The organism is Erwinia sp. HDF1-3R, from assembly GCF_039621855.1.
Taxonomy (GTDB): Bacteria; Pseudomonadota; Gammaproteobacteria; order Enterobacterales; family Enterobacteriaceae; genus Erwinia.
Genome location: NZ_CP155071.1, coordinates 94,368 through 109,978 on the forward strand (window position 1 = coordinate 94,368; position 15,611 = coordinate 109,978).

Annotated in this window: 16 protein-coding genes and 1 pseudogene; 13 read left to right on the top strand and 4 right to left on the bottom strand. The window is 54.1% G+C overall.

What is annotated here, in order from left to right; genetic code table 11:
* Nucleotides 1-1,308, bottom strand: a complete 1,308-nt coding sequence (gene envC, locus AAGR22_RS00445) for a murein hydrolase activator EnvC (protein WP_067709325.1) — start codon at nt 1,306-1,308, stop codon at nt 1-3.
* A 328-nt stretch (nt 1,309-1,636) separates the two neighbouring features.
* Here envC and AAGR22_RS00450 point away from each other — a divergent pair, with 328 nt between their 5' ends.
* Genes AAGR22_RS00450 through cysE form a run of 5 tightly spaced genes read left to right on the top strand, consistent with a single transcriptional unit; the run spans nt 1,637 to nt 4,749 of the window.
* A complete protein-coding gene (locus tag AAGR22_RS00450; RefSeq protein ID WP_067709328.1) occupies nt 1,637-2,068 on the top strand; it encodes a rhodanese-like domain-containing protein in 432 nt (143 codons plus the stop codon).
* A gap of 15 nt (nt 2,069-2,083) precedes the next feature.
* A complete protein-coding gene (gene grxC / locus AAGR22_RS00455; protein ID WP_067709331.1) occupies nt 2,084-2,335 on the top strand; it encodes a glutaredoxin 3 in 252 nt (83 codons plus the stop codon).
* Nucleotides 2,336-2,385: 50 nt separating this feature from the next.
* Nucleotides 2,386-2,850, top strand: coding sequence for a protein-export chaperone SecB (gene secB / locus AAGR22_RS00460; RefSeq protein WP_067709333.1), 465 nt, complete (start codon nt 2,386-2,388; stop codon nt 2,848-2,850).
* Nucleotides 2,850-3,890: an NAD(P)H-dependent glycerol-3-phosphate dehydrogenase gene (gene gpsA / locus AAGR22_RS00465; protein ID WP_067709335.1), complete on the top strand. Its 1,041-nt coding sequence runs from the start codon at nt 2,850-2,852 to the stop codon at nt 3,888-3,890. The genes secB and gpsA overlap by 1 nt, the downstream gene beginning before the upstream one ends.
* A gap of 37 nt (nt 3,891-3,927) precedes the next feature.
* Nucleotides 3,928-4,749, top strand: a complete 822-nt coding sequence (gene cysE / locus AAGR22_RS00470; RefSeq protein WP_345829670.1) for a serine O-acetyltransferase — start codon at nt 3,928-3,930, stop codon at nt 4,747-4,749.
* Between the two features lie 125 nt (nt 4,750-4,874).
* Here cysE and trmL read toward each other — a convergent pair whose 3' ends face one another.
* Genes trmL through cpxR form a run of 3 tightly spaced genes read right to left on the bottom strand, consistent with a single transcriptional unit; the run spans nt 4,875 to nt 7,474 of the window.
* Nucleotides 4,875-5,348: a tRNA (uridine(34)/cytosine(34)/5-carboxymethylaminomethyluridine(34)-2'-O)-methyltransferase TrmL gene (gene trmL, locus AAGR22_RS00475; protein ID WP_345829672.1), complete on the bottom strand. Its 474-nt coding sequence runs from the start codon at nt 5,346-5,348 to the stop codon at nt 4,875-4,877.
* 54 nt (nt 5,349-5,402) lie between these two features.
* Nucleotides 5,403-6,779, bottom strand: coding sequence for an envelope stress sensor histidine kinase CpxA (cpxA, locus tag AAGR22_RS00480; RefSeq protein WP_067709337.1), 1,377 nt, complete (start codon nt 6,777-6,779; stop codon nt 5,403-5,405).
* Nucleotides 6,776-7,474 carry an envelope stress response regulator transcription factor CpxR gene (gene cpxR, locus AAGR22_RS00485; protein WP_067709339.1) on the bottom strand — a complete coding sequence of 233 codons (699 nt, stop codon included), beginning with the start codon at nt 7,472-7,474 and terminating at the stop codon, nt 6,776-6,778. Before cpxR ends, cpxA begins: the two co-directional genes overlap by 4 nt.
* Before the next feature lie 151 nt (nt 7,475-7,625).
* On the opposite strand from cpxR, the gene cpxP reads away from it, so the two are divergent.
* The 8 genes and pseudogenes from cpxP (at nt 7,626) to AAGR22_RS00525 (ending at nt 15,559) form a co-directional block, all read left to right on the top strand.
* Complete coding sequence (gene cpxP, locus AAGR22_RS00490) at nt 7,626-8,123, top strand: cell-envelope stress modulator CpxP (protein ID WP_345829675.1); 498 nt, start codon at nt 7,626-7,628, stop codon at nt 8,121-8,123.
* A 426-nt stretch (nt 8,124-8,549) separates the two neighbouring features.
* Nucleotides 8,550-8,795 (top strand): annotated as a pseudogene (locus AAGR22_RS00495) (type II toxin-antitoxin system HicB family antitoxin); the annotation flags it as partial.
* Nucleotides 8,796-9,289: 494 nt separating this feature from the next.
* Nucleotides 9,290-10,750 carry a catalase KatB gene (katB, locus tag AAGR22_RS00500; protein ID WP_345831522.1) on the top strand — a complete coding sequence of 487 codons (1,461 nt, stop codon included), beginning with the start codon at nt 9,290-9,292 and terminating at the stop codon, nt 10,748-10,750.
* 65 nt (nt 10,751-10,815) lie between these two features.
* Nucleotides 10,816-11,367 carry an ankyrin repeat domain-containing protein gene (locus AAGR22_RS00505; protein WP_067709346.1) on the top strand — a complete coding sequence of 184 codons (552 nt, stop codon included), beginning with the start codon at nt 10,816-10,818 and terminating at the stop codon, nt 11,365-11,367.
* Nucleotides 11,368-11,478: 111 nt separating this feature from the next.
* Complete coding sequence (gene fieF, locus AAGR22_RS00510) at nt 11,479-12,381, top strand: CDF family cation-efflux transporter FieF (protein WP_345829679.1); 903 nt, start codon at nt 11,479-11,481, stop codon at nt 12,379-12,381.
* A 211-nt stretch (nt 12,382-12,592) separates the two neighbouring features.
* Nucleotides 12,593-13,555: a 6-phosphofructokinase gene (pfkA, locus tag AAGR22_RS00515; protein WP_067709351.1), complete on the top strand. Its 963-nt coding sequence runs from the start codon at nt 12,593-12,595 to the stop codon at nt 13,553-13,555.
* 142 nt (nt 13,556-13,697) lie between these two features.
* Nucleotides 13,698-14,690, top strand: coding sequence for a sulfate ABC transporter substrate-binding protein (locus AAGR22_RS00520; RefSeq protein ID WP_067709354.1), 993 nt, complete (start codon nt 13,698-13,700; stop codon nt 14,688-14,690).
* A 92-nt stretch (nt 14,691-14,782) separates the two neighbouring features.
* Nucleotides 14,783-15,559, top strand: coding sequence for a CDP-diacylglycerol diphosphatase (locus AAGR22_RS00525; protein ID WP_067709356.1), 777 nt, complete (start codon nt 14,783-14,785; stop codon nt 15,557-15,559).
* Nucleotides 15,560-15,611 lie beyond the last annotated feature (52 nt).

The following is a 15,611-nucleotide window of genomic DNA, read 5'->3' on the forward strand; positions in this document are numbered from 1 at the left end:
TTATCTTCCTAACCACGGGAGTGGATTAACAGCCTGTCCCTGGCGGCGGATTTCAAAATAGAGTGAAGGGGTGCCGCGCCCACCGCTGGTACCTACCAGCGCAATAGGCTGCCCGGCTTTAACCTGGGCGCCAACGCTGACCAGCGCGCTCTGGTTATAACCATACAGGCTCATGTCGCCTTTGCCGTGTTCAACCACCACGACCAGCCCATAACCCTGGAGCCAGTCGGCCATCAGCACGCGGCCATCGGCGATCGCTTTGACCTCGGTGCCTTCCGGTGCGTTAATGACCAGCCCCTTCCAGCGCAGTTCACCCTGCAGCTGTTCACCGAAGCGATGCTCAATGGAACCCCGTACCGGCCATAGCGCCTGACCCGCAGGCCGCCCGAGGCCTCCGGTGCGGGAGACCAGTGCGCGTTCGCTTTCGGTAGGTTTATAGGTTCTGCCCTTGCTCTTAGCCTGCGCCTCACGCTGGCGAACGCGCTGAGCCTCTTTCGCTTCGCGTTCTGCCCGTGCCCGCGCTTCCTGTTCGGCTTTCGCGATTTTATCGCGCAGGCGGCTCTCATTCTGACGCATCTCAACCAGCTGGGCCTGGTCTTTTTCCAGCGAGGATTCCAGCGTGGTCAGCGTTTTCTTACGTGCCACGCGGGCGCCTTCCAGCTTCTGATGCTGAGACTGCTGCTCAGCCAGCAGGGATTTCTGCCGGGCGAGTTTATCCACCCGCGAGGCTTTCTGCGCAGAGAGCTGGCTGCGGGTTTTTTTCAGATCGTCGATGGACTTCTGGCGCGCATCATTCAGGTAGCTGAAATAGGCCAGAATGCGTTCGCTCCGCTGGCTCTCTTCGCCGCTGAGTATCAGCTGTACGCCGCCGTGCTGGCCCTGACGAAACGCCGCATCCAGCTGCTCCGCCAGCAGTTTCTCCTGCGCATCCTGCTGTGCCTGGAGCTTGCTGATGGACGCCGACAGATCGGCGATCTCTTTATTTAAGCCAGTGAGGATTATCTGCGTTTCGCGCAGCTGTCGGCTGGCCTGAGCAATGATTTTTTCCTGACTTTGCAGCTGATCGAGCAGTTTGCCGCGCTGCTGCTTTTGCTGCTGAACGCTTTTCTCTTTTTTAGCGATGTCCTGCTGCAGGCTGGAAAGTTGCGATTTGTTATCATCCGCTGCCCTGCCGGGAGCGGGCAGCAGAAAAAAGCCAGCGCAGAGCACGCAGGCTGACAGGGTGAACACGCGAGATCGTAGCAGAACGCCTGTGGCCGATCCGTTAACCTGGGTTCGTTGAACTGAAACTGTCGCTTTTTCCCTCATAGGAGGAGGATTATTCCACGATGAACAGCAGCTTACCAGCTATCTGTGGCGGGATTTGCGTTTCTGACGGTAACAGCGGAGTGAAGGATAGCGCGCGATAAGGCACGTTCCTCCGGGGAAGGGGGGAGGGAACTGGCTGACTTTTAACCGCCTAAGATTGCATCGGGCAAAAGCCGCGTCAGGGATTTGCAGCTGAGGTAAATTATTTTGAGGATCTGGTCCAGAAAACGTAACTCTGAGGGCTTCACGTCTGTACATGGCAGCACTGGCAGGTATACTCAGAAGCCTTGTTTTCGCTTATTAACCCTTTCGGGAGTTGTTACCCCTCATGCAAGATATTATGCAGTTCGCAGGCAGCCATACCATTCTGAGTCTGGCGTGGGTTGTCCTGCTGGTTTTGGTGATCGTGACCACCGTTAAGGGCATGTTCTCCAAGGTAAAAACAGTTAGCCGTGGTGAAGCAACCCGATTAATCAATAAAGAAGAAGCCGTTGTCATTGATGTCCGTTCTCGCGATGACTACCGTAAAGGCCATATTTCTAACGCAATTAACATCCTGGCGGCCGATATCAAAAAAGGCAGCTTTGGCGAACTGGAAAAACATAAAGCGCAGCCGATTATTGTCGTCTGTGCCAATGGCACCACTGCGGCCGAGCCGGCTTCTCAGCTCAATGCAGCGGGTTTTGAACGGGTTTTCGTATTGAAAGATGGCGTTTCCGGCTGGAGTGGTGAAAACCTGCCGCTGGTTCGCGGTAAATAATATTTGGAGAGTGGTATGGCGAACGTAGAGATCTACACCAAAGCAACCTGTCCTTTCTGCCATCGCGCTAAAGCGCTGTTAAGCCAGAAGGGCGTGAATTATCAGGAAATTGCCATTGATGGGGATGCCGATAAGCGCGAAGAGATGATCAAACGTAGCGGTCGTACCACCGTTCCACAGATTTTCATTGATGCGCAGCACATCGGCGGCTGCGACGACCTGTTTGCGCTCGATGGCCGCCACGGCCTCGACCCGCTGATAAAGTAAGACGGGCGAGTGGCGCAATAACGGATTATTAACCCATAGGATCACGTACCATGTCAGAACAAAACAACACCGAGATGTCATTCCAGATCCAGCGTATTTATACCAAGGATATTTCTTTTGAAGCGCCAAACGCGCCACAGGTTTTCCAGAAAGAGTGGGAGCCAGACGTAAAGCTGGACCTGGATACCGCTTCCAGCCAGCTGGCTGACGACGTTTACGAAGTCGTGCTGCGCGTTACCGTGACGGCAACTGTGGGTGAAGAGTCGGCGTTTCTGTGTGAAGTGCAGCAGGCGGGTATTTTCTCTATCTCCGGTATTGATGGTAACCAGATGGCTCACTGCCTTGGCGCCTACTGCCCTAACATTCTATTCCCGTATGCGCGCGAATGCATCACCAGCCTGGTTTCCCGCGGTACGTTCCCGCAGCTTAACCTTGCACCGGTCAACTTTGATGCGCTGTTTATGAACTACCTGCAGCAGTCAAATGAAGGTGCCGCTCCTCAGCAGGACGCATAATGCCTCAAGCAAATGCTTCTATGAGCGTTATCGGTGCCGGTTCGTACGGCACCGCTTTAGCCATTACCCTGGCCCGTAATGGCCACCCGGTAGTGATGTGGGGCCATAACGCCGCGCATCAGGCACAGCTTCAGGCCGATCGCTGCAATGCGGCCTTCCTGCCTGACGTCCCTTTTCCCGACACCCTCAGCCTTGAAAGTGATTTAGCCGCAGCGATTGCGGCCAGCCGCGATCTGCTGGTGGTGGTCCCAAGCCACGTATTTGGCGATGTCCTTAAGCAAATCAAACCCCACCTTCGCACAGATTCCCGCATTGTCTGGGCGACCAAAGGTCTCGAAAAAGAGACCGGCAGGCTGCTACAGGATGTCGCACGGGAAATAGTGGGTGACGAGGTACCTCTGGCGGTCATTTCCGGGCCAACCTTCGCTAAAGAGCTGGCAGCTGGCTTGCCCACGGCCATTGCGCTAGCGGCAACGGAGGCGGAATTTGCTGACGATCTGCAACGCCTGCTGCACTGTGGTAAAAGCTTTCGCGTCTATAACAACCCGGATTTTATCGGGGTTCAGCTTGGTGGGGCGGTGAAAAACGTGATTGCCATCGGTGCGGGGATCTCAGACGGCATTGGCTTTGGTGCGAATGCGCGTACGGCGCTGATTACGCGTGGACTGGCCGAAATGACCCGCCTGGGAACGGCGCTGGGCGCCGATCCCACCACCTTTATGGGCATGGCCGGGCTGGGCGATTTAGTTCTCACCTGCACCGATAATCAGTCACGTAACCGTCGCTTTGGCATGATGCTCGGGCAGGGTGGTGATGTGGAGACAGCGCAAAATACCATCGGTCAGGTGGTAGAAGGATTCCGAAATACAAAAGAAGTAAAGGCGCTGGCCGCGCGCTGTGGCGTGGAAATGCCAATAACTGAGCAAATTTATCAGGTACTGTATTGTGAAAAGAGTGCGCGCGAGGCAGCATTAAGTCTGCTAGGGCGAACAAGGAAGGATGAGAACAGTCCAGCTGAAAAGGGAAGCTCAGCGCATTAACGTCCTGCCGGACGTTATATTCGATGGGGAGAGAGCAATGCCGAGCGCAGAACCTGAACAGGTGTGGGACTTTATCAGAGCAGAAGCGCGGGCGCTGGCCGAATGCGAACCAATGCTGGCCAGCTTTTATCACGCTACGCTGCTAAAGCACGACGATCTCGGCAGTGCGCTGAGCTATATGCTGGCTAACAAGCTGGCAAATCCGATTATGCCTGCGATGGCCATCCGTGAAATCGTGCAGGAAGGCTACAAGCAGGATCCCTCGATGATTCAGTCCGCTGCCTGCGATATACGGGCGGTGCGCCAGCGCGATCCGGCGATTGATAAATACTCCACGCCGCTGCTTTACCTCAAAGGCTTCCATGCTCTCCAGGCCTACCGTATCGGACACTGGTTATGGAATCAGGGGCGGCGGGCACTGGCCATTTACCTGCAAAATGAGGTCTCCGTTTCTTTCGCTGTAGATATCCATCCTGCGGCGAAAATAGGGCGCGGTATCATGCTGGACCATGCAACGGGCATTGTTGTCGGGGAGACGGCGGTAATCGAAGATGATGTGTCGATTCTGCAGTCCGTTACGCTAGGCGGGACGGGTAAAACCAGCGGCGATCGTCATCCCAAAATCCGTGAAGGGGTGATGATAGGGGCGGGTGCAAAAATTCTTGGTAATATCGAAGTGGGGCGCGGAGCCAAAATCGGTGCCGGTTCGGTCGTCCTGCAGCCTGTGCCCCCCCACACCACAGCCGCTGGCGTGCCTGCGCGTATCGTGGGTAAACCCAGCAGTGACAAGCCGTCGATGGAGATGGATCAGCACTTCAACGGTATGGTGCCGGGCTTTGAATTCGGCGACGGCATCTGATGCAGCAGGTAGCCGGTCTTGAAGTTAGTGACGGCATCTGACGCAGCAGGTGCCCGATTTTGAAGTTGCTGACGGCATTCCCTGCATCAGGGCACTGCATAGTTCATGCGCCCATCCCCCATCCCCTATGCTTTAATCACGGCACCGCAGTAGTCCAGCTGCCGCCAGGCCTCATACACGACTACCGATACAGCGTTTGAAAGGTTCATGCTGCGGCTGTCGGGCTGCATAGGGATACGGATCTTTTGCTGGGCCGGTAGCGCATCGAGGATATCAGCGGGCAGGCCGCGCGTTTCGGGGCCGAAAAGCAGATAGTCGCCCGCCTGATAGCTGACCGCACTGTGCGCTGGAGTACCTTTGGTGGTCAGTGCAAACAGGCGCGCGGGAGCTTCAGCGGCCAGAAAAGCCGCATAGCTGCCGTGACGTTTCACTGCGGTGAATTCATGGTAGTCCAGACCAGCGCGACGTAAACGCTTGTCATCCCAGGCGAAGCCCAGAGGTTCAATCAGATGCAGGCGGAAGCCGGTGTTAGCACAAAGCCGGATAATATTGCCCGTATTGGGCGGGATCTCAGGTTCAAATAAAACGATATTCAGCATCGGCTTCGGCCCCATTAAACGAGGGCCGAAGCATAGCAAATTATTCCGGGACGATCAGGTTTTGCTGCTATAAAGCGGCAGCCAGAGGGTAAGGCGCAGGCCGCCTAACGGGCTGTCATCGGCCTTAACCCAACCACGATGCTGCTGGATAGCCGTGTCAACAATCGCCAGCCCCAGTCCCGTTCCGCCTGACTCCCTGTCGCGCGCCTCGTCAGTACGGTAGAAGGGCCTGAAAATCTGCTCGCGGTCGCCCTCGCTAACGCCCGGGCCATCATCGTCCACGTTAACGGTAATTCCCTGTTTATCAACGGAAAAACCCACACAGATTTTGGAGTGAGAGTAGCGCAGCGCGTTACGTACAATATTCTCCAGAGCGCTTTCCAGTGCGTTCGGATTGCCATACAGAGGCCAGGGACCCGGGGGATAAGGTACCTCAAGCGTTTTCCCCATCTGTTCGGCTTCAAATTTGGCATCATCCAGTACGCCAGCCCAAAGATGGTTAGCCTTCATCGCCTCGCTGACCAGCGCATTTTTATGCTGAGTACGGGATAACACCAGCAGATCGTTGATCATGCCGTCCAGTCGCTGGGCTTCCATTTCAATACGCTGTAGCTCTTTGCTCTCTCCCTGCCGACGGCGCATCAGCGCAGTACCCAGCTGTAAACGGGTAAGCGGCGTCCTAAGCTCATGCGAAATATCCGACAGCAGACGCTGCTGCCCGGTCATCATCCTTTCCAGCGCGCTGACCATCTGGTTAAAACTGGCACCGGCCGCCAGGAACTCCTGCGGGCCCGCCTCCAGCTCAGGGCGTTGACGCAGATTACCGGCGGCGACATCATCGGCCGCATGTTTCAGCTTACGTGCGGGTTTCGCCAGGCTCCAGGCCAGCCAGAGCAGTAGCGGTGTGCTGATTAACATCGTCACCATCAACAGCAGCAGGGGACGGTCAAACAGCAGGTTGATAAAGTCCAGCTGTGAGCTGCCAGCGGGACGGATCAGGTAGAGCTGGTAGCTATCCTCACCGTCGCGGACGGTGAAGGGACCAACCATCTCCACCCGACCATATTTTTTCTTCTGCGGACGGTTTGCATTATCGGACTGGCCGATAAAATTACGGATAACCTGCATTTCGTTATGCTGCGCGCCGATCACCCGCCCTTCGCTGGTAACCAGCAGCAGCCGCTGTCCGGGCGGTGCCCACTTGTCCGTCGCGCGAAACAGCCTTCTCCACCACATCAGATCGTTAGGGGGATCCTGCATCAGCTCCGCCTCGACGTGCTGCTCAATCATGGTTCCCTGCCGCTGCTCACTGTCGAGCAGCGGGGTCATCTGACGGGTATCAAGCTTGGGCACCATTAATACCAGCATCAACACCAGCGCCAGCGTCAGCCAGAAAATGGCGAAGATACGGGTAGTCAGGCTTGAGATCATGTCGCGGAAACCATCAGATAACCGCGGCCACGCAGGGTTTTGAACCAGGGGTGACCATCTTTGCGGTCCGGCAGCTTCCTGCGCAGGTTAGAGATATGCATATCAATCGCGCGGTCAAACGGGGTGAGGCGTTTACCCAAAACCTCCTGGCTCAGGTGCTCACGGGAAACCACCTGCCCCAGATGCTGTGCCAGTAAATAGAGCAGGGTGAACTCTGTTCCGGTCAGGTCGAGCGCCTCGCTGTCGAAGCGGGCCTCCTGGCGGCCTGGATTCAGGCGCAGGTGGTCAACTTCCAGCGTCGGGGAGCTGCTGTCGTGCTGCTGTTGCTGTTCGCTCCAGACGGAACGGCGCAGGATTGCACGTATACGGGCCACCAGTTCCCGATCGTTAAAGGGCTTAGGAAGATAGTCATCCGCGCCAAGTTCCAGCCCCAGAACGCGGTCAAGCTCGCTACCGCGTGCGGTTAGCATAATGACCGGCGTCTGGTGCTGCTGGCGCAGCTCTTTAAGGGTATCAATGCCGTTTTTCCGTGGCATCATCACATCAAGCAAAAGCAGATCGATAGAGTTATCCAACAGGGCCAGTGCCTGTTCGCCATCACCGGCGACCACCACCTCGAACCCTTCCATCTCAAGTAATTCTTTCAGCAGCGAAGTCAATTCGCGGTCATCGTCAACTAACAGGATCTTATTCATTTTTATTGCCCTCCGCAGGCAAAATACCGTGAACGAATGCAGTCATTCCATGACTTTACTTAGTTTTACAACCTCTGACGCATGTTTGCAGCTGGCCCCGTAGACTGAATTTTATCGAATCGAGACAGGCAAACCAATCTGGGAGTTAACGATGCGCAATGTTACCGCCGTCGTTGCGGTTCCGGCGCTGATACTCAGCTTCTCCGCCGCGTGGGCTGCAGATGTGACGACGACTGACGGGATGCATCAGGAAGACGCGGCGCCACGTAGTATGACGCAAGTTCCGCAGACTCACATGTTTGATGGCATCAATCTTACAGAGCAGCAACGCCAGCAGATGCGGGATTTAATGCAGCAGGCGCGTCACGAACGTTCTCCCATAAGTATTAACGATTTAGAGCAGCTGCACGAACTGATTATTGCAGAAAAATTTGATGAAACGGCCTATAAGGCAAAGCTGGACAGTATTGCGCAGGCGGAAGTCGCGCGGCAGGTTGATATGGCGAGAGTGCGCAACCAGATGTATCACCTGTTAACCCCAGGCCAGCAGGGCGTTTTAAACCAGAAACATCAGCAGCGTATGAACCAAATGCGCCAGCTAACGGACATGCAGCCATCTTCATCGTTGCATGCTGTAAGCAGTAAATGAAGTGAGTAACACCCTGGGTGCATGCGTTGTACCTTCCCCAGAGTGAGTTTTACCCGTAGTAAGCTTTATCGTCAGTATCAGTATCAGTACCCGTAGTAAGAGTAATCAGTAACGTAGTAACCCGCATCAAACGCAGTAACCAGTATCATAGTACCCCTGTTTTCCTTGCCATAGACACCATCCCTGTCTTCCCCCTCATGATGAGGGGGTTTTTTTTATCCATTCCTTTTAATTCAATAAAAACTCTAATGATATCGAACAGTTGAGAGCCCTTTGAGCGTAAAAATATTCTTACGTGGAGCTGCTTGAGTTCAAAGCCGGGGTTGGTGACGATACCTCATCCTAAAAAAGATTTACCGGTTGGTACGGTAAAAGAATCAGAAAACAGGCGGGCATTTAACCCCGCTTTCTCGAAGAGGCTTAAATATGTTTTATCCAATTGCGATCGAGCCAGGCGACGACCAGCACGCTTATGGCGTGACAGTGCCTGATTTACCAGGCTGTTTTTCCGCAGGCGATACCCTGGACGAAGCGATAGCAAAAGCAAAAGAGGCCATCACAGGCCATATTGAATTATTGGTCGAGCTGGGGCAGGACATTCCGGCTGTGTCTACGGTGGGGGCGCTGGCTGAAAAGTCCGGGTTTGCAGGTTACACGTGGGCACTGGTTGATGCGGTCAATGCGTAAGGCTGTAAGAAGCGCTGAATATCAAGAGCGTAGACAACTTTTTCATAATGATGATCCACCGCCCAGCGGGAAGAACATCACCCTTCATTACCAACCGGTAATACCCTGGCGATAAAACCGCCTGTCATCCCCATTTTCTCTTCCATAATGCTGAAAACCGCGTAAGTGTGATCGAGATCGCATATTGGTAATGAATTTTCACATCATGTAACAGGCTTCTAACTGCGTTAAAGCGCGACCTGACTGTCTTTTTGAGTGGTACTAATTTGAGTTATAAGCCCCAGCCTATTAATTCAATAGCGGTGCGACCCTCATCATTCAACGCTATGAAGGTTAAAGTCATTTCCCACGGTAACTTTGCGGGTTAGCGACAATATGATGAGGAAGAGATGATGAGACGAAAGAGTAATTCAGGTTTTTGTAGCCAGCGTAAGGCACTCTGCGTGGTGATTTCTTCGCTGCTGGTAAGCTCCGCCGCGATGGCAGAGACTCTGACGCGGGATAACGGTGCGCCAGTAGGTGACAATCAAAATTCACAAACCGCGGGAGCATCCGGGCCGGTATTATTACAGGACGTTCAGCTGCTGCAAAAATTACAGCGTTTCGACCGCGAGCGTATTCCTGAACGTGTCGTCCATGCCCGGGGAACCGGGGCCTTTGGTGAATTTAGCGCAACGGCAGATATTTCTGACCTGACCACGGCTGCGGTATTTACTAAAGGTGAACAGACTCCGGTGTTTGTCCGTTTTTCCAGTGTGGTTCACGGCAACCATTCGCCCGAAACGCTGCGCGACCCGCATGGCTTCGCCACTAAGTTTTATACCAAAGAGGGGAACTGGGACCTGGTTGGCAACAACTTCCCGACGTTCTTTATACGCGATGCGATTAAATTCCCCGATATGGTCCATGCGTTCAAGCCCGATCCACGCACCAACCTTGATGATGATTCACGTCGTTTTGATTTCTTCTCCCACGTTCCCGAAGCAACCCGTACGCTAACGGAGCTCTATTCCAATGAAGGAACGCCAGCCTCTTTCCGCAACATGGACGGGAACAGCGTTCATGCCTACAAATTCGTGAATGCGAAGGGTGAAATCCACTACGTTAAATTCCACTGGAAAACGCTACAGGGCATCAAAAATCTCGACCCGAAACAGGTTGAGGCGGTACAGGGTAAAGATTACAGCCACCTGACACACGATCTGGTATCAGCCATTAATCGCGGTGATTTTCCCAGGTGGGATCTCTATATCCAGGTGCTGAAGCCTGAGGATCTGAAGAAGTTTGACTTCGATCCTCTCGACGCCACCAAGATCTGGCCTGACGTGCCCGAACGTAAAATTGGTCAACTGGTGTTGAACAAAAACCCCGATAACGTCTTCCAGCAAACGGAGCAGGTAGCGATGGCGCCGTCCAACCTGGTGCCAGGTATCGAAGCGTCAGAGGATAAACTGTTGCAGGGCAGACTCTTTGCCTATGCCGACACGCAGATGTACCGCATCGGCGCGAACGGTTTTAGCCTGCCCATCAACCAGGCCCGGACGCCGGTGAATAACGGCAGTCAGGATGGCAGCCTTAACGCCGGCCACACTCAGGATAAGGGCGTTAATTACCAGCCCAGCCGACTTTACCCGCGTGAGGAACTCTCCTCTGCGCGCTACAGTCAGCTGCCGGTGGAAGGCACCACGCAGCAGACTAAGATCCAGCGCGAGCAGAACTTTAAGCAGACCGGCGATCTCTACCGCTCTTACAGCAAAAAAGATCGGGACGACCTGATCGCCAGCCTGGGCAGCGCGCTGGCGATCACCGATACGGAGAGCAAAAACATCATGCTTTCCTATTTCTACAAGGCAGACAAAGAGTACGGTACCCGTCTGACAACGGTCGCTAAAGGTGATTTAGCCACGGTGCAGAAGCTGGCGGATAAATTATCTGACTGACAGCGTCTTTTCCCCTGCCCGGTTAAACCTGCCCGGGCAGGAGAAGCCCTGAAGGAGATCGCGAAATGAAAGCATTAAGCGTCCAGCTATGGCTGATAGCATTTTTGCTGCTGTCCGTGACGGCTAAAGCGGCAACGACGCAAACCGATGATCGTCAGGTAAGAGCAGAGCTGAATAATTATCTTTGGGATGCGGCACGACGCGGAGATAACACCCTGATCAAAACGCTCGTTGAGGCGAAATACAATCTCAATGCGGCCGATGAAAAAGGGTACACCGCCATTATCCTTGCGGCCTATCACGGCCATGATGATACGGTAAAAATGTTGATTGATGGCGGTGCCGACCCCTGCCAGCGCGATCGGCGCGGCAACAGTGCGCTGATGGGGGCCATCTTTAAGGGTGAACTAAAGGTGGCGCGCCGTTTGATCGACGCCCATTGCCAGCCCGATATGCGTAACAATGCCGGTCAGACCGCGGCAATGTATGCTTCGCTGTTTCAGCGACAGTCACTGCTCCAGGCGCTGCGTGAAAAAGGGGCTGATATGCATGCCGTCGACGCCAAAGGAAACTCCGCCGAAAGCCTGGCATCAGGGAGAATTAACGGCATCCCGTAACGCCCGGAAACGCGCAATTAACCGGCCGATCTCAGCCCCGCTATTACTGGCGGGGCTTTTTTTTGCTCAGGATCCAGTATACTTACGCCACTAACCTGAACGGAGTAAGGCATGGAACATCACTACGCCCGGCTGGTAAACTCTGCTGCGCTGGCGGCAACTTCACTGGCTTCGATTCTGCTGTTGGTGAAGATTTTTGCCTGGTGGTACACCGGATCGGTAAGCCTGCTGGCTGCCCTGGTCGACTCGCTGGTGGATATTGCCGCCTCGCTTACTAACCTCTTCGTTGTCCGCTACTCCCTACAACCTGCTGATGCTGAACACACGTTTGGACATGGCAAAGCAGAGTCACTGGCCGCGCTGGCGCAAAGTATGTTTATCTCAGGATCCGCGCTGTTTCTTTTTCTGACGGGTTTACAACATCTTGCTTCGCCAAACGACATGCGCGCCCCGCTGGTAGGGATCGTGGTGACGCTGGTTGCACTGGTGTCTACGCTGGTGCTGGTTACGTTCCAGCGATGGGTTGTGCGGCGAACCCGCAGCCTGGCGATTCGTGCCGATATGCTTCACTACCAGTCTGATGTGGTAATGAACGGTGCCATTCTGCTGGCGCTGGGCCTGAGCTGGTATGGTTTTAAGCGCGCCGATGCGCTTTTTGCCCTCGGGATAGGCGTGTGGATCCTTTATAGTGCATTACGGATGGGCTATGAAGCGGTCCAGGCGTTGCTTGACCGTGCACTGCCCGATGAGGATCGCCAGGCGATTGTTGATATTGCCTCCCGCTGGCCCGGGGTGAGTGGGGCGCATGATATTCGTACCCGACAGTCGGGGCCGACCCGTTTTATACAGCTCCATCTTGAGATGGACGACAATCTGCCGTTATATGAGGCACACCGGGTCGCCGATCAGGTTGAACAGGCGCTGTTAAAAAAATTCCCGGGTTCTGACGTCATTATTCATCAGGATCCCTGTTCGGCAGTGCCTTCATCAGACAGAAGCAGCAGTGAACGATGATTCTTGTGTTAAATAAATTACTTAGCCCTCTTAACCGCCAAAACGTGACGCCGCTCAAAAAAATTAGCGGGACGATGACTGACCTGAATCAATTCAGCTCACAGGCTTTGATATACTATGGCGATTATCAGTTGGCAGATACGCCCGCGTTCGTCGAGTCATCCCGGCGTTAAGAGTTTAAAAATTTGCATTAACAAGTTCAGAGGTTGTCATGATCAAAAAAATCGGTGTACTGACAAGTGGCGGAGATGCGCCGGGTATGAACGCGGCCATCCGGGGCGTTGTGCGCGCTGCCCTGAGTGAAGGACTGGAAGTAGCGGGGATTTATGATGGCTACCTGGGCTTGTATGAAGATCGTATGGTCAATCTGGACCGCTACAGCGTATCCGACATGATTAACCGCGGCGGCACCTTTCTTGGCTCAGCGCGTTTCCCTGAGTTCCGTGAAGAGTCCGTGCGGACTGTCGCTATCGAAAATATGAAAAAACGCGGGATTGACGCGCTGGTGGTTATCGGGGGCGATGGCTCTTATATGGGGGCTAAGCGTCTGACCGAAATGGGATTCCCCTGCATTGGCTTGCCGGGCACCATTGATAACGATGTGGCGGGCACCGACTATACCATCGGCTACTTCACCGCGCTCGAAACGGTGGTGGAGGCGATTGACCGCCTGCGCGATACCTCATCGTCTCACCAGCGTATCTCTATTGTCGAAGTGATGGGCCGCTACTGTGGCGACCTGACCCTGGCGGCGGCCATTGCCGGCGGCTGCGAGTTTATCGTGCTGCCGGAAATTCCCTATACGCGTGAAGAGCTGGTAGAAGAGATTAAAGCCGGTATCGCTAAAGGGAAAAAGCATGCCATTGTGGCGATCACCGAGCATATCTGCGATATCGACGAACTGGCGAAATACATCGAGTCTGAAACGAAGCGTGAAACACGCTCAACGGTGCTGGGACATATTCAGCGTGGTGGTGCGCCGGTCGCCTATGACCGTATTCTCGCTTCGCGCATGGGCGCTTACTCTATCGAACTGCTGTTACAGGGCTACGGTGGACGCTGCGTCGGTATTCAGAATGAGAAGATGGTCCATCACGATATTATTGATGCGATTGAAAATATGAAGCGTCCCTTCAAGGGCGACTGGCTGGAAACGGCGAAAAAACTTTACTGAGATAAATCAAGGCGCTGATCGACAGCGCCTTTTTTATGCAGAGCCATATTCCATCCAGTTATTAAGGCTTCATTTTAATTCTTTAATTCAACCTGTGCTTTGTGTCACGCTCTCTGCGATAAAACCTTTGGGAGAGCATAGAATGAATAAGTGGAGTATTGGGTTTACCCTGCTGCTGGCCTCGACCAGCGTGCTGGCGAAAGATATCCAGCTGCTGAACGTTTCCTATGATCCAACGCGTGAATTATACGAACAGTATAATAAAGCCTTTAGCGCGCACTATAAGCAGGAAACCGGCGACAACGTGGTGATCCGTCAGTCGCACGGCGGCTCAGGCAAGCAGGCGACCTCTGTGATTAATGGTATTCGTGCCGACGTCGTGACCCTGGCGCTGGCTTCCGATGTGGATGCCATCGCCGATCGTGGCCGTATTGATAAAAACTGGATCAAGCGCCTGCCCGATAACTCCGCTCCCTATACCTCCACCATCGTTTTCCTGGTGCGCAAAGGCAATCCTAAGAAAATCCACGACTGGCAGGATTTAACCAAACCTGGCGTCTCGGTGATTACCCCTAACCCTAAAACGTCCGGCGGGGCGCGCTGGAACTATCTGGCGGCCTGGGGCTGGGCGTTAGATCATAACAACGGTGACAAGGCAAAAGCCCAGGACTACATCAGAGCACTGTTTAAAAACGTTGAGGTGCAGGATTCCGGTGCGCGCGGTGCCACCAATACTTTCGTTGAACGCGGCATTGGTGACGTGCTGATCGCGTGGGAAAACGAAGCTTACCTGGCCGTGAATAAACTGGGCAAAGACCAGTTTGAAATCGTGACCCCCGGCGAGTCTATTCTTGCAGAACCCACGGTTTCCGTCGTTGATAAAGTGGTGGACGAGCGCGGCACCCGTAAGGTCGCCGAAGATTATCTGAAATACCTCTATTCGCCTGAAGGTCAGGAAATCGCTGCGCAAAATTACTATCGTCCACGCGATCCCGCCGTGGCGAAAAAGTATGCTGATAAGTTCGCACCGGTGAAACTCTTCACCATTGACGATGCAAAATTCGGCGGCTGGGCGGCTGCTCAGAAGACTCACTTCGCCGATGGCGGCACTTACGATCAAGCTATGAAGCGTTGAAAGAAAAATAGTTAAGTAGGTGAATTATTTAACATGATCTTTGTCGCCTGTTCGTTTACATTATGAACAGGCGATAATCAGAGGTTTAGATCATGAAGGGGCGAAAGCGACTCCTGACAGGCGTTGTAGTAGCAGGGGTAGTTGCGACGGCTGGTTTCGCCTCTATTGCATTTAAATATAAGCATAATTCTGCCGTGCTTTGGGCAATTGTCAGCCAGAAATGCGTGCCCGGAGAGCTGGAAAATAACGATCCCACACCCTGCCGACAGGTGGATGTACATAATGGCTTTGTGGTACTAAAAGATCGCAATGGCCCGCTGCAATTTTTACTTCTTCCAACCAAAAAAATCGCCGGTATCGAAAGTCCTGAGCTGCTCAACCCCGCGACCCCCAATTTTTTTGCTGAAGCCTGGCACTCCCGCCACTTTATGGACGAGCGCTACGGCGCACACGTCGATGACAGCGCTATCGCGCTCAGCATTAATTCCCCCACGGGCAGAACGCAAAATCAGCTTCACATTCATATTTCCTGTCTGAGGCCGGATATCCGACAGAAGCTGAACGCGCTGGATGCCACGCTGACTCCCCGCTGGCAGTCGCTACAGCTGGTGGGGCATGATTATCAGGTACGTACCGTCACGCGGGACGAATTCAAGAGAACCAGCCCCTTTATTCGCCTTGCGGCCGACCTGCCGGGTGCACGGGAAGAAATGGGTAAATACAGCATCGCCGTGGCGGCGCTATCGGATGGGCGTCGCGCGTTGCTGGTGGTTAAGCGTAATCTGCTGGTATTGAATCGGGCCTCTGCCGAGGAGCTACAGGATCACAGCTGCCAGATACTGCATCCCCGGGGCGCTGTTAAGTCGTAATCCTGAAATCGGTTGTCAGTCACTACAGGCTCAACGCTGGGGCTACAAGCAC

Bases quoted from the DNA above. Each gene is read 5' to 3' on its own strand.
- envC (WP_067709325.1), bottom strand. From the start codon at position 1,308: ATGAGGGAAAAAGCGACAGTTTCAGTTCAACGAACCCAGGTTAACGGA.
- AAGR22_RS00450 (WP_067709328.1), top strand. From the start codon at position 1,637: ATGCAAGATATTATGCAGTTCGCAGGCAGCCATACCATTCTGAGTCTG.
- grxC (WP_067709331.1), top strand. From the start codon at position 2,084: ATGGCGAACGTAGAGATCTACACCAAAGCAACCTGTCCTTTCTGCCAT.
- secB (WP_067709333.1), top strand. From the start codon at position 2,386: ATGTCAGAACAAAACAACACCGAGATGTCATTCCAGATCCAGCGTATT.
- gpsA (WP_067709335.1), top strand. From the start codon at position 2,850: ATGCCTCAAGCAAATGCTTCTATGAGCGTTATCGGTGCCGGTTCGTAC.
- cysE (WP_345829670.1), top strand. From the start codon at position 3,928: ATGCCGAGCGCAGAACCTGAACAGGTGTGGGACTTTATCAGAGCAGAA.
- trmL (WP_345829672.1), bottom strand. From the start codon at position 5,348: ATGCTGAATATCGTTTTATTTGAACCTGAGATCCCGCCCAATACGGGC.
- cpxA (WP_067709337.1), bottom strand. From the start codon at position 6,779: ATGATCTCAAGCCTGACTACCCGTATCTTCGCCATTTTCTGGCTGACG.
- cpxR (WP_067709339.1), bottom strand. From the start codon at position 7,474: ATGAATAAGATCCTGTTAGTTGACGATGACCGCGAATTGACTTCGCTG.
- cpxP (WP_345829675.1), top strand. From the start codon at position 7,626: ATGCGCAATGTTACCGCCGTCGTTGCGGTTCCGGCGCTGATACTCAGC.
- katB (WP_345831522.1), top strand. From the start codon at position 9,290: ATGGCAGAGACTCTGACGCGGGATAACGGTGCGCCAGTAGGTGACAAT.
- AAGR22_RS00505 (WP_067709346.1), top strand. From the start codon at position 10,816: ATGAAAGCATTAAGCGTCCAGCTATGGCTGATAGCATTTTTGCTGCTG.
- fieF (WP_345829679.1), top strand. From the start codon at position 11,479: ATGGAACATCACTACGCCCGGCTGGTAAACTCTGCTGCGCTGGCGGCA.
- pfkA (WP_067709351.1), top strand. From the start codon at position 12,593: ATGATCAAAAAAATCGGTGTACTGACAAGTGGCGGAGATGCGCCGGGT.
- AAGR22_RS00520 (WP_067709354.1), top strand. From the start codon at position 13,698: ATGAATAAGTGGAGTATTGGGTTTACCCTGCTGCTGGCCTCGACCAGC.
- AAGR22_RS00525 (WP_067709356.1), top strand. From the start codon at position 14,783: ATGAAGGGGCGAAAGCGACTCCTGACAGGCGTTGTAGTAGCAGGGGTA.